Source organism: Bacillota bacterium, assembly GCA_012837335.1.
GTDB lineage: Bacteria > Bacillota > Limnochordia > Darwinibacteriales > DTU012 > DTU012.
The window spans coordinates 26,441-48,624 of the sequence record DURM01000011.1 but is presented as its reverse complement, the minus strand read 5'-3'; the positions used below and the strand labels follow the sequence as shown (position 1 = coordinate 48,624).

Here is a 22,184-nt window from a genome sequence, read left to right as displayed (position 1 = left end):
CGGTCTTTTGCATCAATACTACGAAGTATGACTGAGGTCTATCAGGAGCGGTATACGCGGTCCGTACGTACCGTTCTGTGAGAGGAAAACCGCTAGGCTGATCACCTAGCGGTTACCTACTCGATAAGAGGAAGAGGTGGTGTTATGCGCCAAAGACTTCTATATGTGCTCGTGATTTTGGGACTATTGGTAAACTCAGCAGCGGTCTCTGCTCAAGTGAAAGTGGTTGCGACCTTTTCGATTTTGGCAGATTTAGCAGCTCAGGTCGGTGGGGATTTGGTTTCCGTAGGAGCGATTGTTCCCATGGGAGGAGACCCCCACAGCTGGGAACCAACGCCAAGAGAGGCGCGGATGATTGCTGGTGCTGATGTGATCTTTTGCAATGGATTAGGGTTAGATACCTGGGTGGAGCGGTTAATTGACAGTGCGGCCAGTGCTGCTGTGCCGATCATCACTTTGTCCGACGGTTTACCGGCGCTGCCGTATGGAGACGACCATCACCATGAACAGGATCATGATCACGGCAGTTATGATCCTCACATGTGGCTGGATGTTACTTTCACCATGGAGTATGTACGCCGCATCGCTGACATTTTGGGAGAGATTGATCCTGGAAATGGAGCCTATTATCAATCCAGAGCAGCAGCTTATATTGAGAAGTTGGCAGAACTTGACGCTTGGCTTTTAGAAACGGCAGCTGAGATTCCTCAAGCAAACCGCAGGATAATCACTTACCACAACACATTTTCTTATTTTGCCAAGCGCTATGGGTTTTCGGTGGAGTCGTACTTGGTACTTAATCCTGATCGAGAACCGAGTGTGAAAGATATGGTTGAGCTGACCAAGCTGCTTTCAGCGCATCCCCGGAGGGCGATGTTTACCGAACCGCAGGCAGGCATAGGTATTCGCTACGCTGAAGCCGCTGTGAAGGAAGTGGGAGGCAGGCTCTTTACGCTTTATACTGATACTTTAACAGAAGATATCCCTACGTATATTGAGATGATGCGCTGGAACGGAAAATCTTTATTGGAGGCGCTACAGTGAACTATGCCATCGATGTTCAAAACTTAACGGTTGCTTATGATAACCGCGTCGTGTTGAGTAATGTTTCGTGGCAGGTGAGAGCAGGCTCTTTGGCGGCAGTGATTGGGCCGAATGGGGGTGGCAAATCAACTCTGCTAAAGAGTCTGCTGAACCTGGTCAGTCCCGCAGCAGGTACCGTTAAGATTTTCAATCAAAACCCAAAGCAGGCTCGGCCGCGAGTTGCCTACCTTTCCCAGGCTGATGAGGTTGATTGGGAGTTTCCCATCAGCTGTTTTGATGTGGTGCTCCACGGTCGGCTGGTTCATTTAAACTGGTGGCAGCGTCCATCCAGGCAAGATCGAGATGCAGCTTATCAGAGCCTTAAGCTCGTGGGAATGGAGGAACTAGCTAACCGCCCTATTGGTAATCTTTCGGGTGGACAAAAACAGCGCATATTTATTGCCCGCGCCCTTGCCCAGCAGGCAGATTTGATCATCATGGATGAACCGGCGGCAGCCCTTGATGCGGCAGCCCAGCATCAGCTGTTGGATTTGTTTTTTAAGCTGCAGCAGATGGAACATACCGTCGTGATCGCAACCCATGATTTAAACTGTCTGGCAGCAGGCTTTGACAGTGTGCTGGGACTGAATCAAGAAGTAATTTTGGCGGGAACTCCTGGCGAAGTCCTTAACGGCGAGAGTTTAACCAAATTGTTCGCCAAACATTTTCCAGTTATTGGACCGGAAGGCGAGGTGGCCATGCATGACTTTTCAGTGGATAACTGAACCATTTCAATTCTCGTTTATGACCAGGGCTTTTATCGGTACTTCGCTGATTGCAATCTTAGCTGCCATAGTCGGAGTTTTTATTGTGCTGAAAGGTTTAGCGTTCATCGGAGATGCGATTGCGCACACATCGTTTACCGGATTGGCTGCAGCCCTTTTATTTGGCTGGCCGCTGCATTTGGGAGCATTGGTGCTGGCTTTTGGTACAGCTGTCGGAATAACTATTCTCAACAGAACAGCCAAGGTTCGTCACGACACAGCTCTGGCCATTCTCTTCACCGGCGTGTTTGCAGTGGGAATCCTGATAATGGCTCGGATGCCAAATTTCGCCGGTGATTTATCATCACTGCTGTTGGGATCGGTTTTGGCTGTTCGTATGCAAGAACTGTATTTAATCGCAGCCACAGCCTTAGTGGTTGCCGGACTGGTTTGGCTGGTTTTTCATCATTTGGTATTTGCGGTCTTCGATCCGGTTGGAGCAGAAGCCGCAGGACTGCCGGTAGTCGGGCTGCATTTACTGTTGATGCTGATGCTGAGCGCCGCGGTAGTTGTATCGATTCAAGCAGTCGGAGTGATTCTAGTTATGGCTCTGCTGATTACTCCCGCTGCTGCGGCTGGAATTTTTACTAAGAATATTGTTAAAATGATGCTGGCTGCTGGAGTCTTAGGATTAGCTGCCGCCTGGATCGGTTTGTATATCGCGTTTTATTTTTCCCTGCCGCCCGGGGCTGTAATTGTAATTATCACAACCGGCGAATTTGCACTCGCTTTGGTGATGAAACGCTTGATAGTGAAATTCAGCCGCATGCGGCATGGAGATAGTTTAAAGGAAGGATTTAGCAGTGAAACCTGATTTAGTAGAGACTGTTTTGCCCCATGAAGAAGGCTTAATGATTAAAGAAATCATCTACGGCCGACTGCGCCTAAGCAGGGGTCTTCTGCGGCGGATGAGGAACGGGGGACAGGTCTGTTTAAACGGCCGATGGGCTCATATTACCCAAAGGGTAAAGACAGGTGATAAGATAGAAATCTATTTTGCTGACTCAGCAACAGATCTTGTACCCGAACCAATGGAGCTGGACATTGTTTACGAAGATGACAGCCTGCTAGCTGTTAACAAAGCACCGAATATTCCGGTGCACCCAACCGGCGGGTATCCCAGCGGCACTTTGGCAAACGGAATTGCCCACCTCTGGCAGCAGCGGGGACTAAAGCGTAAGATCCGCCTGCTCCATCGTCTTGATCGGGAAACATCAGGGGTAATTCTTATTGCCAAAGAACCGTATGCTTATCATCAGTTGGTGAGGCAGCTGCGCAGCCGGCGGCTGAAACGCAAATATTTGGCAGTTATTAAGGGCAAACTGAATGATAAGCAGGGGATCATCGACCAGCCGATCGGTATGAGCAGCCAAGCTGACCACGGCTTAAAGCGAACTGTGACCGATTCCGGCAGACCAGCCTGCAGTCATTACCGCGTGATTCAAGAGTATGCCTCTGTCTCCCTGGTAGAGCTGGAGCTGGTCACGGGACGAACTCATCAGCTGCGTGTTCATCTTTCGTGGATGGGCAATCCTATCGTGGGCGATGAAATGTATGGCCAAGCCAGCAGTATGATCAACAGACAGGCGCTTCATGCCTGGTCGCTAGACTTTATTCATCCGCGCACAGAACAACCTGTGCAGATAAGGATACCGCTGCCCGGGGATATGAAATCCATTTTAAACCATCAATTACAGCAATTACAATAATTATGCATAATAGTATTTCTTGGAGGTAACAGGAAATACTATTTTCAATGCGAATATAATATTTAAGAGAAAAGGCAAAATTTTAGGAGGGGTAGCATGAAAAAGGCAGTATACGCAGCAGTATTGGTATTAGCTTTGGTTTTGGCGGTTCCAGCGGCTGCATTTGAATTGTCAGGAGAGCTGTGGTCAGTATCGGAACAGGAGTTCATTCCTGAAGGTCAGCTGACCAATATCTACAGAGCAGAGCTGACTTTAATGCAGATTGGACCGGTTCGCTTAATGGGCGGCGCAGATTACGGCGGAAAACCAAATCATATCACAGACTTTATTGATTTAATCCGCGATGATCTGGACGATGAAAAGCTGGCTGATTTAGATGATTTTTATATTTTGGGCGGCCTGGATGGCAAGGTGAGAGTAGATTGGCCGGTGCTGGGTCAGCTTGATATAATTACTTCTGTTGGCTATCGCGTTTTAGGAAACGTCAGCAAGGCAGAAACTGGCATTGATGGCGGTCTGTACGGCGGCATTGAGTACAGCGCAGGATTGGGAATCGATATCGCACCGGGGTTGAGGCTGTCCGGCGTCTATGAGTACGCACCCAGTCTCATTACACTGGTTGGCGAGGAAGACCAGGGCAAAGTAGAAGGTATCGATATCAGCATCGAGTATCAAATTCCATTGGTTCTTGCGAAAGCAGGTTATCGCTCCCAGTTCTTTGAACTTGAAGAAGCTCAAGGACACCGCATCAGCGGATTCTATGTTGGCGCAGGAATTCATTTTTAGAACCTGTTACCAGTAAAAAAACCGGAAGGGGAAAACCCTCCGGTTTTTTTAGTATACAGGCTCAGCAGCGATAGCGCTGATTTTCCAGGTTTCGCTATCTGGGTACAAGTTTAGTGTCAACTTTAATCTGGCGCTAAACTGCGTTTTGATCATAAAAACAGCTTGGTCATCAGAAGTGCTGACAGCCGACGCAATCCACTCGATTTCAGACCGGATCGCCTGCAGCAGCTTAACAGCCTGCAGTTTATTATGGGTAATGTGATAATCGAGCCAAACCAGGTCAAACTCTGTTACCGCAGTGCGAAAATCATCAAGCCACCGCTGAAGCTCGGAATTTCCAATTCTCAAGTCAAATTCATACTCAGCGGGAATCTGGGACCACTCAACCAAAAACCAGTTTGTGGCTGAGTTCTGCCAGAGACTGTATACTTTCGACGTTAACAGATCATTTTCATACAGATCGCAGTAGACTATAGATCCTGACTCAGTAGGTCTAATTTCTACAACTTGATTGGTAATGGTGCTGTCGTGAGGCCGCGAAATCAAATAAGCAATGAACTGCTCGCGATCAGTAAAGTCAGGGTGAATCAAGGCGTTTAGGTCGTCCCGGCTGCTGAGGGAAATAGCTCTGACAAACTCTGTAACCGCTTCATTTATGAGTTCTTCATCTGTACTTTCCACTAGGTCTTGCATCCAGTCTAAGCCTTGACCATCTTCCAAATCTTCTGCTTCGGCCGGCTCAAGTGGCTCTGGTTCTTTGTCTTCGCTGGTGTCAGGCGAATCTGGCTTTAATTCATCGCCAAGTTCTGATGTGTGTTCCGTCGCATCGCTTGGGTCCGGTTCATCAGTGGGATCTGGTGTGTCCGGATGTTCCGGTTCCTCATCCGGTTCTGGTGTTTCATCCGGCTCCGATTCGTCAGCCGGTGTCCCTTCATCAACTGCATCAAGCTCGTCTTCCGGAGTGTCCTCCTGATCCCCAAACCAAATCACTGGGTAACCTTGGTTTTCAACCAACCAGGTATAGGTTGCAAAAGCAGACTCGCGTACATCCAGCAGTTTTCCATCCAGCTTAGGCAGATAGTCTCGTGAGAGGGAAAGCTTAATGCGGTAATCGCGGTTTGGCTGTGATTCAAACAGGGGATACCACATTAAAGTTTCGTCAAGAGCCTGCATTGGCTCTGATTCATAATTGGGAAGAAAACCTTCATAGCTCAGGTCTAATGTCTGCGCAGCACTATCAGGCTGAAACACAGCAGATACTACCGCTGCGGCAGTAGTGTTGTTTACTTCATATGTAAGCAGAGTGGGAATCCAAAGCGCAGTTACATGGGCTTTGGGAAATAGTTTAAACTGAATTTGATCCTGCTCTGCAGGAACGGAGATCCTGGCATTAACACGGATAAAACCCTGCTCCGGGATAAAGAAGACCTCAACTACATCTTGTTCTGCAAAAACACAGGCAGGAAAGGCAAGTATGACGATAAGAACTGAGATTAAGCTGATTTGTTTCACGAACAACCCCCCCTATTCAACTATAACATTTCTTGGATTCATGCGTTATTCCTCTCTTTTTTCGGAGTTTTAGTTAGGCATTTTTGTTGTAATTTCCCTGCGTTCTTGGTATAATACCCATGTGCACAAAAGTGTGTACATAAATAAGGGAGGTAAATCATGCATCCGTATATTGATTTTGTCAATCCCAATTTGGGAGATCTGTTAACCAAGATCGGTTTAGACAAACGCTATGTCAAGGGACAGGGGTGTTACCTCTACGACCAGGAAGGAAATACATATTTGGATTTAATCGCAGCCTATGGTGCGCTGCCTTTCGGCTTTAATCCAGTGGAAATCTGGGAAGCGATTCGGGAGGTGGAAGTCTCCCTCGAGCCCAGTTTCGTTCAGCCTTCATTGCTGACACCAGCAGGGGAACTGGCTAAAAGACTGATTGAAATAGCGCCACCCGGCATGGCTAAAGTAACATTTGCCAACAGCGGTGCGGAAGCGGTTGAAGCAGCAATCAAGCTTGCTCGATCCAAGACCGGTAAAAAAGGCATAGTTTCTACCAAAAACAGTTTTCACGGCAAAACTCTCGGTGCGCTGTCAGCGACAGGAAACAGAAGCTATCAACAAGCATTCGGAGCCCCGATGGAAGGATTTCACTTTGTTCCGTACGGAGATGCTGCAAGCCTTGAACAGCTGCTGGCTGCTGCGGCGGATCAAATTGCCGCGGTGATTCTAGAGCCCATTCAGGGAGAAGGGGGTATTGTCGAACCTCCAAGTGGATACCTGGCTGAGGTGCGGCGGCTGTGCACGGAATATGGAGTTCTGCTGATTTTCGATGAGATCCAAACTGGCTTAGGCCGCACTGGGACCATGTTCGCAGCCGAGGCCGAAGGTGTAATGTGCGATATTATAACTCTTGCCAAAGCGTTGGGTGGCGGACTGATTCCCATCGGAGCTGTGCTGTGCACAGATGATGTTTATAATGAGGAGTTTGCAACCAAGCACTCGTCAACTTTTGCCGGCAATACCATTGCCTGTCGAGTAGGCGCTAAAGTGGTTGAACTGCTCGCAGCCAACGATCAATTCTTAGTTAAGGAAGCTGCCCGCAAGGGAAGTATTCTAAAGGCTGGTTTGGAAAAAATCCAAGCTCAATATCCAGATATTATTAAAGGTGTTCGGGGCCGTGGTTTAATGCTCGGATTGGATTTTGGAAGCAGTCGAGAAGTTTATCCTAACAGCCTCCTTGGTATAATGGCTGAGCAGAAAGTGCTTACGCCGATCATTGCCAGCCACCTGCTGAATGTGGGTAAGGTGCGAGTTGCGCCGACTTTAAATGGTGCCAGCGTAATCCGAATTGAACCGCCGTTGATTATCAGCGATGAGCAGATCGGTCATGCCCTGACCGCTATTGAGAAAACAGTTAGGGTGCTGGCACAGCGGAACACAGCTGCTTTGACGGCGCATTTGCTGTCGATAGATCTGAAGACAGATAGTCAGCCGCCGCAGGTAGAGTTAAGTCCTTCAGCAGAGCAAAGTCTCGAACAGGAGGACGGCCGATTTGCATTTTTAGTTCATCCCCTGAGTATGAAAAACTACTCAGATTATGATCGCAGCTTGGAGGCCTTCTCCGATGAGCAGCTGGCTGAACTTGCCGGCCGCTGGACTGATATGCTGGAACCATATGTTATCTCCAGCGCCAGGATCACATCCCAAACCGGGCAGAGTGCTTTTGGCGATTTTATAGTAGTTCCGTATACGGCGGATGAGCTGCAGCAAATGCCCCGAGTAGAAGCGGAGGCAAAAATATTGGAAGCTGTAGAATTGGCTGTACATCGCGGTGCCAAAATTGTTGGGTTGGGTGCCTATACCTCGGTTGTTACTGGAGGCGGCCGCTCTTTGGTAGGTAAAGCACCGGTAGCGATTACAACCGGCAACAGCTATACGGTTCTTTCGGGAATTGATGCCCTAACCATCGGAGGGACCAAACTAGGATTGGCTTTAGACCGGTCAACGGCTGCTATTGTGGGTGCTGGTGGCGCAATAGGTAAGGCTTCTGCTATGCTTTTGGCAGAGCAAGTGGCTCGCCTAATTTTAATCGGCAATCCGGCGCGTCCGGAAAAGAGCCGCTTTAGGATGCTTAAAGTCATGGCCGAGATGTACCGCTATCTGCGCGAACAGCATTTCGCCGGACGGGAATTTGCAGCTAACAGTATCGGTGCGGTGGTTAACAGATTACCTGATCTGCCTGCCTTGGACGCAGGACTGAGTGAATGGATGGATTACTGCGAAAGCCAACTTGAAAAACCGGGATGTCCAGTTACCGTCACTGTCGACCTGCGGTCGTATTTACCTGCGGCAGATTTAGTTCTGGCAGCAACCAGCAGCACGGATGATTTAATTACTCCGGATATTATCAAACCAGGCGCCTTAATTTGTGATATGTCTCGGCCAGCGAATGTAAGCGGTGATGTGCTTACACAGCGTCAGGACGTGCTGGTGATAGATGGAGGGGTTATTGAACTACCGGGTGAGGTAGATTTGGGCTGGAATTTTGGTTTTGACAAGGGTCAGGCTTATGCGTGCATGTCGGAGACAATCATGTTAGCTCTCGACCGCAACTATACAAACACCAGTATTGGCGCGGATCTAAATATTGCCTATATGAACGAACTGCGGGAGTGTGCCGAGCGGCATGGATTTAGGCTTGCCGGATTTCGCAGTTTTGATCTGCCCCTGCCGGAATCAGTTTGGGAGCAAGTTGTGGCCGCTCGCCAAGAGTTAATGGTAGGAGGACAGGGAGCATAGCTGCATAGACTGAGTTATCGTGTGAACCTGTGGAGAACTGCCGCAGGTTCTATTTTATTTGCTTAAGAATATAAATTAGACAAACAAAGGATCTCGGCCAAGGTGGTGTAACCCGTGCATCGTGTAGTTGTGGCAGGTGGTACCGGACGAACCGGGAAGGCTGTAGTTCAGTATTTAATCGGTTGTGCTGGCCTGGAGGTAGTTGGCATTGTCAGCAGACAAAACGCAGGGCGGTATTTAAGCAGTTTGCTGCCTGATTTAGATGTAGAGATTCCCATCTTTGGCACTTTAGAACAGGCGTATGCAGCTGTTTTGCCAACAGATGTCGTTGATTTTACAGTGCCAGAGGCAGCAGTAAACCATTTTACCTTCTGCATAGAAAAACGCATTCATCCGATTATCGGTACCACGGGCTTGAGCAGTAAAGACCAGCAGCTGTTCGCAGATCTCTGCCGTGAGCATAAGCTTGGAGGAGCATTAATCCCAAACTTCGCCCTGGGTATGATAGTTGTCAAGAAAGCACTAGCCGCAGCAGCTGAGCTGTTTGCATATGCAGCGGTAATTGATTATTATTCAGATCAAAAAAAGGAAGTTCCTTCGGGAACTTCCAAGCAGTTAGCTGCAGAGCTTAAAAAATACAAGAATTACAGTCACGAATCCATACCGGTTTACAGCTTTCGCATCCCGGGTCAGACCGTCAGCCAGCAGCTGAAATTCGGCGGGATGGGTGAAACGATTACAATTAGTCATGATGTGAGCGATCGGGTCTGTTTTGGTCCGGGGGTATATAAAGCAGTGGTCAACATTGGCCGATATGAGCATCTAGTTACAGACTTAGGTTTTCTGCTTTAGCTGTTCTATGGGTTTTTCGGTACTGCATAGGTGAGCAGCTGGTAAATTTCCGGAATACTCTGCCAAAATGCGAGTGGCTTTCATAACCCACCTGCTCAGAAATGGCGCTGATCGGCAGATCGGTAGTACGCAGAAGCTGCTGCGCTGCCTTAATGCGGGTGTTGTTTAAGTACTCAGTTAGCGTCAGCCCAGTAACTTGTTTAAACATTCTACTGAGATAGTAAGGACTGATATAAAATTCATTAGCGATAGCAGTGAGAGTCAGCTTTTCCCGATAATTCTTTCTGACATGCTGAACAATCTTATGGATGGTCAAGTAAACCGGGTTAAGCTCGTTGAGATGGTGATAGACCAGATCAAAATTTAGGCGATTAGAAAACAAGAGAAGCTCTGTTAACAGAACTCTTTGATACAGCTCACCGCCAGGTTGGTGGTTGCTGTACTCGTCTGCCAGCTTCGTAAGGAGTGATTCAATAAAGTTCTGCTGTGCGACAGTCAAGTGGACTACCTTTGTGTCGTGGTAAAAACAGGACAGCAGTTCACTAACTTGAGCTTGGCTGAGCAGCTGTCTGAGAAAAGTTTCGGTGAAGTAAACCACATAGCGGGCGTGCGCTCCCATGCTGCTGTCCGCCTCGGTTGTCCGGTGAATATATCCTTTTGAAATGAACACCAAATCCCCCGGATGAACATGAAAAATTTGATCCTCAATGAAATAAAAACGCTCTCCTGAAACCAGATAATATATTTCATAATGATTATGCTCATGCTTCTGGGGCATTGTATACGAAGTGTCCAGTTTATTATAATGAATCGAAAAATCTACTGTATTCAAACATCTCACCCCTATGGATTCAATTCTAGCATAGATTCTGGATGCAGCGCAAAAAATGTCGAAAAAGTTATGTAAAAGCAAAAGAGGTAAAGAAACTTAGCCTTCCTTGCTGTATAATAATTAAAGATGGCACAAAAATCAACACTGATTAACAGGAATTTAAAATAAGTTGTCGAATGTTTCTACATGATATACTTTTGATCCGCTGTTTAACGCAGGCAGAGAAGGGGTAGGTTAGGATGAAAAAAAGATTAGCTGCACTGTTAATTATCATTACTATCAGCTGGTTGGCTTTATCAGCAGGAATCTATGCTGAGAGCGAGCCGGAATACACTCTAGGGGATATTACTGCATATGTACGCGAACGAGGATATCTGGATTATCTGGAACAGTATCCTGATGCTGTGCGTCCTGACGCAGAGATTATCATTCCTGCTTCTGACTACTCTGCTTCAGATATGCAGTTAGAAATTATCTCAGATTTTGCTGGCTCTGATCAAGAGGTCTTGATGACTGAAGAGACAGGATATGTCGAGTGGACTTTTGAGGTGGAGCAAGCTGGATTGTATAATCTCGCCATAAAATACTATCCACTTGAAGGACGCGGGGTAGACATTGAACGAGAGCTGTGGATCAATGGCGAGCGTCCCTTTGATAATGCCCAATATCTGAAGTTCTATCGTGTTTGGGGCGACGAAGGCGACTTTATCGTTGACTCTTTGGGCAATGAAATCCGCTCCAAGCAAATTGAAAAGCCGGAGTGGATCTACGCAGATGTAAAGGATCCGCTTGGTTATTTTCAAGAGCCATACAGCTTCTATCTTAATCAAGGCATTAACACGATTAGATTAGTTTCTCGCATGGAACCGGTTGCGCTGGCAGAGCTGAAACTCTATCAATATGTCAGCCCGCCGAGCTATGCGGAGGTATACGCTGCGTACGAGTCTCAAGGAATTCGTCCTACAGCAAACGTTTTTATTAAAAAGCAGGGTGAGGAAAGCACTGTTCGCTCATCACCGACTTTATTTCCTATCTCCGATCATGGCGATCCATCAGTAGAACCTTACCACCACGCAGAAATTCGCCTAAACACGATCGGGGGATACCGCTGGGCACAGCCGGGTCAGTGGATCCGCTGGGAAGTTGATGTGCCTGAAGACGGATTATATATTCTTGCTTTTAAGGCAAAGCAGGATCAAAAAGCAGGCGCTGTCAGCACTCGCCGGCTGTACATAAATGGTAAGGTGCCTTTTGCTGAGGTTTCTGCCGTTCCGTTTTATTACTCTACTTATTATCAGATGAATGTATTAGGCGATCCTGATACAGGTCAACCATACTACTTCTATCTTCCCAAAGGGAAAAACGAAATAACCTTAGAGGTTGTTTTAGGCGATGTTGCCGATGTGCTCAGAGGTACAGAGGAGCACCTCTATGAGCTCAACACTATTTACCGCCGGATTATCATGATCACCGGTGGAAATCCGGACCCGATGAGGACTTATGAGTTAGATAAACGGATTCCTGAGGTAATCAGTCGGATCGGTTATCAAGCTGATATTTACCAAGACCTGGTGGATCAGCTGATCGCCGAAACCGGAATGGAAGGGGAGCATACTCAGGCACTCACTCAGGTCGCGTTCCTGCTTCGGAGAATGTACAGCGATACTGATCGCATAACAAGAATGCTCTCTGAGTTTCGCGACAGCCTCGGCTCTATCGGTAACTGGATTTATCAAACCAGGGAGCAGCCGCTGCAGATTGATTACTTAATAGTTGCCTCTCCCGATCAGACTATGCCGAGAGCTGAGCCGACCTGGTGGCAGTCGCTTGTTCACGAGATAAAAGCAATTGCAGCTTCGTTTTACCGTGAATATGACTTAATGGGCAATATCTCAGGCGACGATATCGCGGAAGAGAGAGAACCGATCACTGTTTGGATTGGCTCAGGAAGAGACCAAGCCCAGATTTTAAAACAGCTGATCGATAACGAATTCAGTCCTAAGACAGGTATACCTGTAAAAATGCAGCTGGTGCCAGATCTGACTCAACTTCTATTAAGAGCAGCTATTGCAGGAACCGCACCTGATGTTGCCATCGGCATGCAACTGCAGGATCCAGTTAACTTTGGAATGCGGGGAGCCCTGTATAATCTCGCCAATTTCGCTGACTTCGATGAAGTAATGCAGGACTTCATGGTCAGTTCTTACGTTCCATTTACATTTAGGGATAATGTCTTTGCATTGGCTGCTCAGCAGTCGTTTCCGGTAATGTTCTACCGGAAAGACATCTTGGCTGAATTGGGCATCGACATTCCCAAAACCTGGGACGATGTTTATCGGATTTTGCCAATTCTCCAGAAAAACGGCATGTCCATTGGTATCAGGCCGTCGATATACTATACCTGGCTCTACCAGCGCGGTGAGTTGGTGTATAAGCCTGACGGGGTTGAAACTAATCTCGACTCAGAAACAGCAATTCAAGCATTTGCAGAGCTGACTGATTTATGGAGTCTGCACAGTCTGCTGATTGAGTTTAATACTGAAAACCGGTTCCGTTTTGGTGAAATGCCGATTGTAATTGAGGACTACGGCTTTTACAATCGCCTGGCAGTGTTTGCACCTGAACTGAGGGGCGAATGGGGCTTTGATTTGGTGCCCGGCACGGTGCAGCCGGATGGAACTGTTAACCACACCGTTGTCGGGATTACCACCGCCAATCCCATGTCGGTTTCATTAGCCGGCATTCAAGGACCAGCAACCGGTATTCTACAAACAGCATCAGACCATGATGCTGCCTGGGAGTTTGTTAAGTGGTGGATCAGTGCTGATACTCAGCTTCAGTTTGGCCGTGAACTAGAAAACTTGATGGGGACAGCAGCTCGCTATCCAACAGCAAATCTCGAGGCATTTTTACAGCTGCCTTGGACTTCAGAGCAGCGAGAAAAACTATTAGAGCAGTGGCATTGGGTTGAAGGTTCGTTAGAAGTTCCGGGTGGATACTATATGAATCGGATGTTTGATTGGGCGTTTAGGGCAGTTGTGGTTGATGACGACTTCACTTCTGCGCGGGAGACCTTGACAAAATACAATATGGATATTAACTACGAACTGCGCCTGAAGAGAGATGAGTTTGGTTTGGAACTGACGCTTGATGAGATCCCGCAGGAGTATATCGATCTCTTTTGGTCACGCTTTACTCACATTCAACCACGTGATCAGTATTGATTATTAAAATAACGGGGGAAGCAAAATGAGTTCATCTGTTCAACGCGATAAAACCCAACTGGGAATGAAGACAAGACCCGGGAGATTTGCGGCACTGCTTAAGGAGATCAGAGCTTCCAAGACATGCTATCTGTTCTTAGCACCATATGCCATCCTGTTCACACTGTTTACTGTTGTTCCGGTTATCATGGCAATTCTGCTCAGCTTCACCTATTTCAACATGCTGCAGCCGCCGCAGTGGGTAGGTCTGCACAACTACGTCCGGCTATTTCTGGAGGATGAGATCTTCCTAATTGCCGTTAAAAACACGCTCGTCTACGCTGCAATTACCGGACCTGTCAGCTATCTACTCTGCTTTGTGATAGCCTGGCTGATTAATGATCTCAAGCCAAAAGTAAGAGCGTTCCTAACGTTGTTGTTCTATGCTCCGTCTATTTCCGGTAATGCGTATGTGGTATGGCGGGTTATTTTCAGCGGTGACACTTATGGCATTGTCAATGGTTTCCTAATGTACTGGGGCTTTATCGATTCGCCAATCCAATGGCTGATTGACCCGAAGTACATCATGCCGATTGTAATCTTGGTTGTATTATGGATGAGTTTAGGCACTTCGTTCCTTGTGTTTATCGCTGGACTGCAGGGAATCGACCCAGCTCTATACGAGGCAGGTGCAATCGATGGAGTTAGAAATAGATGGCAGGAGCTGTGGTACCTGACGCTGCCGCAGATGCGAGGGTATCTGATGTTTGGTGCGATCATGTCAATTACCTCGTCATTTACGGTCGCTGGTGAGATCACCACTTTAGTAGGCTTTCCCAGCACCGATTATGCAGCTCATACCATCGTCCAGCATTTACAGGACTACGGAACAATCAGATTTGATATGGGGTACGCCTCTTCTATCGCTGTAATATTGTTCTTCATGATGGTTGTTGCTCAAAGAGTAGTTCAGAAGTTGCTAGATAAAGTTGGGGAGTAGGGGGGATCGGACGATGGCATTAAGCATTAGAAAAAAACGGTTGTCGCGTTCAGCCGGCGGCGATGTGGTGATTCTGCTGTTTTTATTGGCAGCAGCCTCCTTTATGGTACTGCCGATGATTCTGATTATCAGTAATGCGTTCAAACCATTGAGCGAGCTGTTTCTGTTTCCGCCGCGGTTGTTTGTGCGCAATCCTACTATGAAAAATTTCCATGACTTAATGATCATGATGGCTCAGTCATGGGTACCATTTGGCAGATATTTGCTTAACTCACTATTTATTGTTATTCTCGGTACATTCGGAAACGTTTTGTTTGGATCAATGGCAGCCTATGTTATCTCAGTCCGGAAATTCCCCGGAGCGAAGCTGTTCATGACTATGGTAGTACTGTCGCTGATGTTTTCATCAGAAGTAACCCAGATCCCAAACTATGTCACGATTGCGTTTTTGGGCTGGGTGGATTCACTAAAAGCGGTGATTATTCCGGCGTGGGCATCATCTTTAGGATTGTATCTGATGAAGAATTTTATCGACAGCATGATCCCGGATTCGCTAGTTGAAGCGGCAGAGATTGATGGAGCTGGAGATTTTCGGATTTATTGGCAGATTGTAATGCCAAACGTCAAACCAGCGTGGTTGACTATGATCATTCTTTCGTTCCAACAGTTATGGCGCACCCAGGGTGGATACTACATCTACTCGGAGCAGCTGAAAACACTGCCATACGCCTTGAATCAGATCGCTCAGGGTGGAGTAGCGCGCCAGGGTGTTCAAGCGGCTGTAACTGTTCTGATGATGATTATTCCTATCATTGTATTTGTAATCAACCAGAGTAAAGTAGTAGACACCATGGGCACATCGGGAATGGCGAATTAATTACGCGAGGACGGAGTGAGGAACTTGAAGTTAACTAAGGCATATTTGTTTGTCTGTGCACTGATGCTGATCATATCAATGCCGGCAGCCGCAGTACCATATGAGACTTATACCTATGACTATTGGAATAATCCCGTACCTTCTCCTCACGCATATGTACCGGCTCGGGTGGTGTATGGACAGGAGTTAGGAATAAGCAATTTTAGATCACCGCAGGACATTTTTGCGCTTGATGATCAAATTTATATTGCAGATTCTGGGAACAACCGCATTGTCCACGTTAATCGCGATTGGGAAGTTATCAGGATTATTGATGGTTTCGAAAACGCTGGAACGACTGACCGCTTTAAGAACCCGCGAGGCATTCATGTTACCGAAACTGGTGACATTTACGTTGCAGATCGGGATAATAACCGAATTGTAATTCTCGATGGGGATCTTCAGTTAAAGCAGATTATCACTTCTCCAGCTGAAATAGACCCTGAGTTGTTTACTAGTGATTTCCGCTTTCGACCTGATAAAATTGGTGTTGACCAGTACGGAACGATTTATGTGATTTCAGCGGGTGTATACGATGGAATCATGGAATTTGATTTATATGGTAATTTTCAGGGATTTGTGGGAGCACCTAAGGTTTATCCAACTTTGGCGGATTATATTTGGCGCCTCATTGGTACAAAAGCTCAGCGTGATAGAATGCGGCTGTTCTTGCCGGTAGAGCACAGTAACTTAGACATCGATCACCGCGGTTTTATCTATGCAACTGCTACTGGCGGTGAGATTGGTGAAGCAGAAAAAGTCAGAAGAATTAATACTGCTGGTTTAGATCGGTTGATGCGGATTCCTACTTCGCCTCCGATTGGTGACTTCCCCGATGTCACCACATCGGTGTTTGTTGATGTAATCAGCCGCGAAAACGACATCTTTTCTGTTTTAGACCGCACTAACGGTAGAATCTTTACCTATAGTCCGGCTGGTCATCTGCTTTACGCTTTTGGTGCAATCGGAGAAGTTCAAGGAGCGTTCTCTAATCCGGCAGCCATGACCGAGTTAGACAATCACCTGCTGGTGGTTGATGCGATCAAGAATACAATAACGGTATTTGCTCCTACAGAGTACCAACAGTTGATTCATCAAGCGATCGACTTCTATGCTTCCGGTAATTATGATCAAGCGACCGCATGCTGGCATCAAGTTCTAGAGCTGAATGCTAACTACGATCTTGCTTATACAGGTATCGGTAATGCTCTGCTGATGCAGGGAGATTATGCCGGTGCTATGGCTAATTACAAATTGGCAAACGATCGCGAAAATTATTCTGAAGCATTCCGGTATTACCGCAAGCAGGTGACAGAGAAGTATTTTGGAGTGTATATGTTTATTGCTGCAGCTTTGATTATCTATATTCTGTTCTTTGCAACCTCGAAAAAGAGTGAGCAGAGTGTTGCCGAAGCTAAAGCAGAACAAGCTGCGGCATATGAAAAAGTGCTGCAGTGGGAGTCGATGAAAAAGCGGCCGCTGAAAGTCCAGCTGCTGCGGATTAAACATGGCCTCCATTTCGCCTTAAAACTGATTGTTAGTCCAATCCAAGGTTTCTGGGATTTGAAATATGAGAAGCGGGGTAATCTGCCGACAGCAATGGTGCTTTTAGCGCTCCTGATTATTTCGTACTTAGTTAACTATCAGTACAGCGGATTTATTTTCAATACCCGGGATCCAAGAACATTGAACATTGTTTCGGAATCGATCAGTATACTAGTTCCGATCATAATGTGGGCAGCCATCAACTGGTCGCTGACAACTTTGATGAATGGTAAGGGCAGCTTTAAGGAAATTTTAATCGCAACATCTTATTCGTTCACTCCGCTGATTTTGGTTCTTGTACCTTTAACAATTATCAGCAATTATCTAACCATGGATGAGGGCACATTTTATTACTTAGTGCTTTCCATTGCGCTGGTTTGGTCGCTGATGCTGATGTTTTTCGGCACGATGGTTACCCATGAATACAGTCTACCAGCAACAATCGGGGTTACTATCCTGATTTTAGTTGGAGTCGGGATTACCTTGTTTATTCTGCTGTTATTTGTGGATATTGTGCTGCAGTTATTCGCCTTCTTTGGAGAAGTTTATCGTGAGTTTGTCTTCAGGTTGTAGCAAGGAGGAAGCCTCAATGAAAATTACAAGGCAATCAGGGGTTTTACTTTTAGTACTAGTGCTGTCCTTAACAGCTGCTGTCGGGATTGCTGCAGCTGATGATCTCGCTGGTTATGAGTTTGTTGCGGCAAATGAATACTTAAGCCTCTATTTTAACTCAGAGACCGCTGAAGTAGCTGTCCATGATCTCCGCACCGATTTGATTTGGTACAGCAACCCGCCTAACAGGGCTAGTTTTGAAAAGACAGCTCGCGGTGCAGCCAAGGATGCTTTAGGCGCCCAGCTTAGAATCACCTATTACGAACCGGGCGACGTGATGCGGACAATGGATAGTTACAACGACAGCGTCGCATACGGTCAATTTGAGGCGGAACCAATTGCTAATGGCATCCGCGTTGAGTATGTATTCGGCAAGGAATGGGATGACAAGTACTATCTGCCGCTGATTGTAGAGCAGAATTTATACGAAACTGAGTTTTTTGCCAAACTTGATGCTGCTCAAGGCCGCACCATCTCCAATCTGTATGCTTTAGTAGAACTGAGGGAGCCAGAAGAAGGTCAGACTGCAAACATAGCTGGTAAATATGTAATCCATGATCTTGGGGGCAATCTCAACGCGCGGGATCAGCGGATCATTCACAATGTATTTCTTGGCCATGTGGTTGCCTGTCGTTCCGACTATACTCAAGGCAGTCAGGTAAAACCCGAGGATTTAGAGGCTTTTCTTGGCAAACCATTTTATATGCTGAAATCCCTTGAGAGGGATATGCTTCCGTGGGATAAAGATGCGGTAATTGAGATTACTAGAGATGTAGGATTTGATCCTCATATTATCGGTGAAGGTTACCAACAGTTTAACCTCGAAGCGGGCGAGCCAAATATCGTTGTGTTTAAAGTGCCAATAGAGTACCGCATCGATGGAGAAAATTTGGTAGTTAATCTTGATACTTCTGGCATTGAGTATCCCCTCAATGTGATTAACCGCGAAGGTAATCGCGTGACCTATATTTTGACTCAAATCGATCTGCTCCCTTACTTTGGAGCTGCAGAACAGGGAAGTGATGGGTACTTATTTGTACCGGATGGCCCTGGTTCTCTCATCTATTTTGACAACGGCAAGACTCATCTTAATCCTTACACTCGAAGAATCTTCGATCAGGATCATGCTGTAAGCGCTCCCAGCGCTAATGTCATAACTCACACAAACAGTCTTCCTGTTTTTGGCGTGAAGAAGGATAGTCGCGCATTATTCGCCATTATCGAAGCGGGAGCAAGCATTGCCCGCCTTAATGCCGACATATCCGGGAGGCGGATATCGTACAATACGATCTTTCCATCATTTATTATTTTTGAAAGAACAACTTCTTCGCTGCAGGGAGACATGCCCGATATTCACCGTGCTTCGGCGCAGTGGGTGCAGAGCGGACAGAGTTCGGTTAATGTTTATCAGCCGAAAATGTATGATCAAGACATTCAAATCCGCTATGCTTTTTTAGTTGATGATCAGGCAGACTATGTTGGAATGGCCCATTATTACCAAAATTATCTGCTTGCAAAGGGATTCCTAACTAGAATCGACCCTCAGCCTCAAGTACCATTGATGCTGGAGTTAATTGGTGCGATCCAAGACCGACGGCCAATTTTGGGTGTCCCTCGCGATGTGATTGTCCCGCTGACAACATTTGCTGAAGCACAGGCATTTGTATCGCAACTCTTTGATAAAGGGATTAAAAACCTGAGTGTTACTTATACGGGATGGATGAGTAATGGTGTAAGTCACCGCTATCCCAGCAAAGCCAAGTTAGAATCCAAGCTGGGAACCAAGGCTGAGTTAACTGAGCTTAACAGAATGCTTGCAGACAGTGGAGGCCGTTTATATCCGGCTGTAAATTTCCAGCATATTAAGTATGACACTATGCTCGATGGATTTATATCTATGCGGGACGGTACCCGGGCACTGACGAGGACTGTTGCAACAGGCATAGACCGGATAACGGGCATGCCCTATTACATTCTTTCTCCAGCAAAACTGGATTCATTAGTAAGCCGCTATTTGGTTTCTCAACAGCAGTATGAGTTTTCAGGAATTCACCTCGCTGATTTAGCGAGCAGGCTCTATGGCGACTACCGCCGGGGACATGTGGTAATTCGCGAAGAAGCTATTCGGATTATTGAACAGCAGTTGGCCAAAATTAAGGGCGAATACGGGTTGGAAATTCAATCTTACGGGATCAACAGTTATGCAATTCCTTATGTTTCAAGTGTGATTAATCTGCCACTGCACCATACAGGAATTGATATAACTGATGAAACAGTACCCTTTGTTCCAATTGTGCTGCATGGATTTGTGCACTATGCCGGTGAACCATTAAACCGCATCGGTGATTATGGAGATTATCTGCTGAAGATGGTTGAAGTAGGCGCCTATCCGTTCTTCCAGGCGTTTAATGCCAATCCAAGCATCCTTAAAGGCAGCTTGTATGCCGATTATTACACAGGCGAGTTTAAAACAATCACTGACTATATTGTCGATGTTTACAATGAATTGAATGGTGTATTTATAAATCTGCAGAATGAAAGGATTATCGATCATCAAAAACTGCAGGACAGAGTGTATGCCACAGTATATGAGAATGGAGTTCGGATAGTAGTGAATTACGATCTTGAACCGGTTACCATCGATGGTTACAGGATCGAGCCAAAGAGCTATCGAGTTTTCGAGGGGGAGTAACAGATGATTAAAAAGCGTGGGTCGCGGTTTAGCTTACGAACACGAGAAGCGATAAACGGTTATCTTTTCACCTTGCCTTTCGTGATCGGGTTTATCCTAATGTTCCTGTATCCATTCATTCAGTCGATCATGTTCAGCTTGAGCAGTTTGGAGATCAGTACACAAGGATACAAGCTGACTTGGATCGGATTTGAAAACTATTATACTGCGATGCTCGTTAATGCAGAGTTTCCGCGACTGCTGGCAGAAACCGCCCTGCAGATGGTTCGAGATGTTCCATTAATTCTCATCTTCAGCTTTTTTGCGGCGATATTGCTGAATCAAAGATTTAAAGGCCGTTTATTTGCCCGCGTTGTCTTCTTTCTTCCCGTGATACTTTCGGCTGATATCATCTTGAGGATGGAAAGCGCTGACTATATTACTGCTTTTCTCGATGCCTCGCTGGCTGAAGAAGCAGCAGCGCAGGGGACGCTCGGTACAATTTTCAGCCGCGGTCAGCTGGTCAGCATGCTGATGTATCTGAAACTTCCAGCGCAGCTGGTAGATTACATTGTCGCCGGCTCTGAGCAGATTGCGACAATTATTCGCTCATCAGGTGTCCAAATCTTGATCTTCCTTGCTGGGCTGCAGTCAATTTCACCGTCTTTATTTGAAGTTGCAAAAATCGAGGGTGCAACCGGCTGGGAATGCTTTTGGATGATAACTTTTCCGCTGTTAAGTCCGCTGATTGTTACCAATATAGTTTACAGCGTAATTGATTTCTTTACGATGCCTTCGAACCCGCTTGTTGACTTTATTCAATCAAATATGTTCGGAGGGGCTGGTTATGGAGTAGCCATGGCTATGAGCTGGATTTACTTTATATTCATAGCTCTGTTCCTGCTTTTAACCGCAGGTCTGATATCACGCTGGGTAGTTTATATGGAATAGGGCAGGGGGGATATGGAAGTGAAACGAAAACAAGTCATTGGCTTTATCTTAGGCGTTCTCAGGTATTTGATTATTATCAGCGTCTGCTATGTAATTTTGCGGCCGCTGCTTGCTAAGATCGTGTCGTCATTCATGACCGAACAGGATCTGTATGACCAGACCGTAAAATGGATTCCACGCAACTTTACCTTTAATAATTATCGAGCGATGTATGTTCATATGAAATATTTCACTGCGCTTCGTAATTCCCTAGCCTTTTCATTCCTGATTGCCGTTTTGCAGCTGGCATCCTGTACTCTTGTGGGTTATGGATTGGCAAGATTCAAATTCAGGGGCGCAAAGATCATCTTTGGTTTGGCCATATTCACATTGATTGTGCCGCCGCAGATCATTATTCTGCCTCTGTACCTAAATTTCCGTTTCTTCTCTATTCCATTTGTGCTGCCAAAACCCGGCATCGATCTTTTAAACAGCATCTGGCCGTTCATTTTGATGGCTGCCAGCGGCACAGGGTTTAACAATGGTCTGTTCATCTATATTATGCGCCAATTCTTTAAGAACTCGCCAAAGTCGCTGGAAGAAGCAGCCTATATCGACGGAGCCAACGCTATGCAGACATTTATCCGGGTAATGCTCCCAGGAGCAATGCCGGCACTGGTGATCGTCTTCTTGTTTTCTTTTGTCTGGCAGTACAATGATTACTTCTTTACAGGCATGTACTGGCGGCAGGCAACACTACTTTCCCACACACTAGACGTTGCTGCTGAGAACTATGCATATTCGCAGGGGGCACACTTTACCGGGCAGTATATTTCACTCCTAAATAACACAGGTATGATTCTGTTTATTCTGCCGCTGTTAACCCTATTTGCGTTCACTCAGCGCTACTTTATCGAGAGCGTAGAACGCACAGGTTTGGTTGGTTAAGCTTTACTAATTAGAATAGCGGAGG

The 22,184-nt window shown here is 46.4% G+C and carries 16 protein-coding genes; 14 read left to right on the top strand and 2 right to left on the bottom strand.

The window, feature by feature from the left end; all coding sequences use genetic code 11:
- Positions 1–144 precede the first annotated feature (144 nt).
- The 5 genes from GX019_01890 to GX019_01870 all read left to right on the top strand — a co-directional run bounded on the left by GX019_01890 (position 145) and on the right by GX019_01870 (position 4,342).
- The gene (locus GX019_01890; GenBank protein ID HHT35907.1) at positions 145–1,044 is read left to right on the top strand and encodes a zinc ABC transporter substrate-binding protein; all 900 of its coding nucleotides are present in this window, start codon (positions 145–147) and stop codon (positions 1,042–1,044) included.
- Positions 1,041–1,808, top strand: a complete 768-nt coding sequence (locus tag GX019_01885; protein ID HHT35906.1) for a metal ABC transporter ATP-binding protein — start codon at positions 1,041–1,043, stop codon at positions 1,806–1,808. Before GX019_01890 ends, GX019_01885 begins: the two co-directional genes overlap by 4 nt.
- A complete protein-coding gene (locus GX019_01880; protein ID HHT35905.1) occupies positions 1,786–2,661 on the top strand; it encodes a metal ABC transporter permease in 876 nt (291 codons plus the stop codon). The genes GX019_01885 and GX019_01880 overlap by 23 nt, the downstream gene beginning before the upstream one ends.
- Entirely contained in the window at positions 2,651–3,556 is a 906-nt protein-coding gene (locus tag GX019_01875) for an RluA family pseudouridine synthase (GenBank protein ID HHT35904.1), read from the top strand. Before GX019_01880 ends, GX019_01875 begins: the two co-directional genes overlap by 11 nt.
- A gap of 96 nt (positions 3,557–3,652) precedes the next feature.
- Positions 3,653–4,342: a hypothetical protein gene (locus GX019_01870; protein ID HHT35903.1), complete on the top strand. Its 690-nt coding sequence runs from the start codon at positions 3,653–3,655 to the stop codon at positions 4,340–4,342.
- 48 nt (positions 4,343–4,390) lie between these two features.
- Here the strand turns inward: GX019_01870 and GX019_01865 are convergent, their stop codons facing one another.
- The gene (locus tag GX019_01865; protein HHT35902.1) at positions 4,391–5,854 is read right to left on the bottom strand and encodes a hypothetical protein; all 1,464 of its coding nucleotides are present in this window, start codon (positions 5,852–5,854) and stop codon (positions 4,391–4,393) included.
- A 159-nt stretch (positions 5,855–6,013) separates the two neighbouring features.
- On the opposite strand from GX019_01865, the gene GX019_01860 reads away from it, so the two are divergent.
- Positions 6,014–8,650 carry an aminotransferase class III-fold pyridoxal phosphate-dependent enzyme gene (locus GX019_01860; GenBank protein ID HHT35901.1) on the top strand — a complete coding sequence of 879 codons (2,637 nt, stop codon included), beginning with the start codon at positions 6,014–6,016 and terminating at the stop codon, positions 8,648–8,650.
- Positions 8,651–8,764: 114 nt separating this feature from the next.
- Positions 8,765–9,502: a 4-hydroxy-tetrahydrodipicolinate reductase gene (gene dapB, locus GX019_01855; GenBank protein ID HHT35900.1), complete on the top strand. Its 738-nt coding sequence runs from the start codon at positions 8,765–8,767 to the stop codon at positions 9,500–9,502.
- Here the strand turns inward: dapB and GX019_01850 are convergent.
- Positions 9,477–10,334 (bottom strand): AraC family transcriptional regulator, encoded by an 858-nt coding sequence (locus GX019_01850; protein HHT35899.1) that lies wholly within the window; start codon positions 10,332–10,334, stop codon positions 9,477–9,479. The genes dapB and GX019_01850 overlap by 26 nt on opposite strands.
- Positions 10,335–10,573: 239 nt before the next feature.
- Between GX019_01850 and GX019_01845 the strand changes: the two genes are divergently transcribed.
- The 7 genes from GX019_01845 to GX019_01815 are packed head-to-tail and all read left to right on the top strand — an operon-like array spanning position 10,574 to position 22,159.
- Positions 10,574–13,558, top strand: a complete 2,985-nt coding sequence (locus GX019_01845) for an extracellular solute-binding protein (protein ID HHT35898.1) — start codon at positions 10,574–10,576, stop codon at positions 13,556–13,558.
- Positions 13,559–13,583: 25 nt separating this feature from the next.
- Positions 13,584–14,537, top strand: coding sequence for a sugar ABC transporter permease (locus GX019_01840; protein ID HHT35897.1), 954 nt, complete (start codon positions 13,584–13,586; stop codon positions 14,535–14,537).
- A 13-nt stretch (positions 14,538–14,550) separates the two neighbouring features.
- Positions 14,551–15,414, top strand: coding sequence for a carbohydrate ABC transporter permease (locus GX019_01835; GenBank protein ID HHT35896.1), 864 nt, complete (start codon positions 14,551–14,553; stop codon positions 15,412–15,414).
- Between the two features lie 24 nt (positions 15,415–15,438).
- Positions 15,439–17,571: a tetratricopeptide repeat protein gene (locus GX019_01830; GenBank protein ID HHT35895.1), complete on the top strand. Its 2,133-nt coding sequence runs from the start codon at positions 15,439–15,441 to the stop codon at positions 17,569–17,571.
- 16 nt (positions 17,572–17,587) lie between these two features.
- On the top strand, positions 17,588–20,302 hold the full coding sequence (locus tag GX019_01825) for a hypothetical protein (GenBank protein HHT35894.1): 2,715 nt from the start codon (positions 17,588–17,590) through the stop codon (positions 20,300–20,302).
- A gap of 3 nt (positions 20,303–20,305) precedes the next feature.
- Positions 20,306–21,232, top strand: coding sequence for a sugar ABC transporter permease (locus GX019_01820; GenBank protein HHT35893.1), 927 nt, complete (start codon positions 20,306–20,308; stop codon positions 21,230–21,232).
- Between the two features lie 18 nt (positions 21,233–21,250).
- On the top strand, positions 21,251–22,159 hold the full coding sequence (locus GX019_01815) for a carbohydrate ABC transporter permease (GenBank protein ID HHT35892.1): 909 nt from the start codon (positions 21,251–21,253) through the stop codon (positions 22,157–22,159).
- Positions 22,160–22,184: the final 25 nt, after the last annotated feature.

What these genes read in the sequence shown, in the direction of transcription:
- GX019_01880 (HHT35905.1), top strand. Translation starts at nt 1,786, where the DNA reads ATGACTTTTCAGTGGATAACTGAACCATTTCAATTCTCGTTTATGACC.
- GX019_01840 (HHT35897.1), top strand. Translation starts at nt 13,584, where the DNA reads ATGAGTTCATCTGTTCAACGCGATAAAACCCAACTGGGAATGAAGACA.
- GX019_01860 (HHT35901.1), top strand. Translation starts at nt 6,014, where the DNA reads ATGCATCCGTATATTGATTTTGTCAATCCCAATTTGGGAGATCTGTTA.
- GX019_01870 (HHT35903.1), top strand. Translation starts at nt 3,653, where the DNA reads ATGAAAAAGGCAGTATACGCAGCAGTATTGGTATTAGCTTTGGTTTTG.
- GX019_01845 (HHT35898.1), top strand. Translation starts at nt 10,574, where the DNA reads ATGAAAAAAAGATTAGCTGCACTGTTAATTATCATTACTATCAGCTGG.
- GX019_01890 (HHT35907.1), top strand. Translation starts at nt 145, where the DNA reads ATGCGCCAAAGACTTCTATATGTGCTCGTGATTTTGGGACTATTGGTA.
- GX019_01820 (HHT35893.1), top strand. Translation starts at nt 20,306, where the DNA reads ATGATTAAAAAGCGTGGGTCGCGGTTTAGCTTACGAACACGAGAAGCG.
- GX019_01835 (HHT35896.1), top strand. Translation starts at nt 14,551, where the DNA reads ATGGCATTAAGCATTAGAAAAAAACGGTTGTCGCGTTCAGCCGGCGGC.
- GX019_01825 (HHT35894.1), top strand. Translation starts at nt 17,588, where the DNA reads ATGAAAATTACAAGGCAATCAGGGGTTTTACTTTTAGTACTAGTGCTG.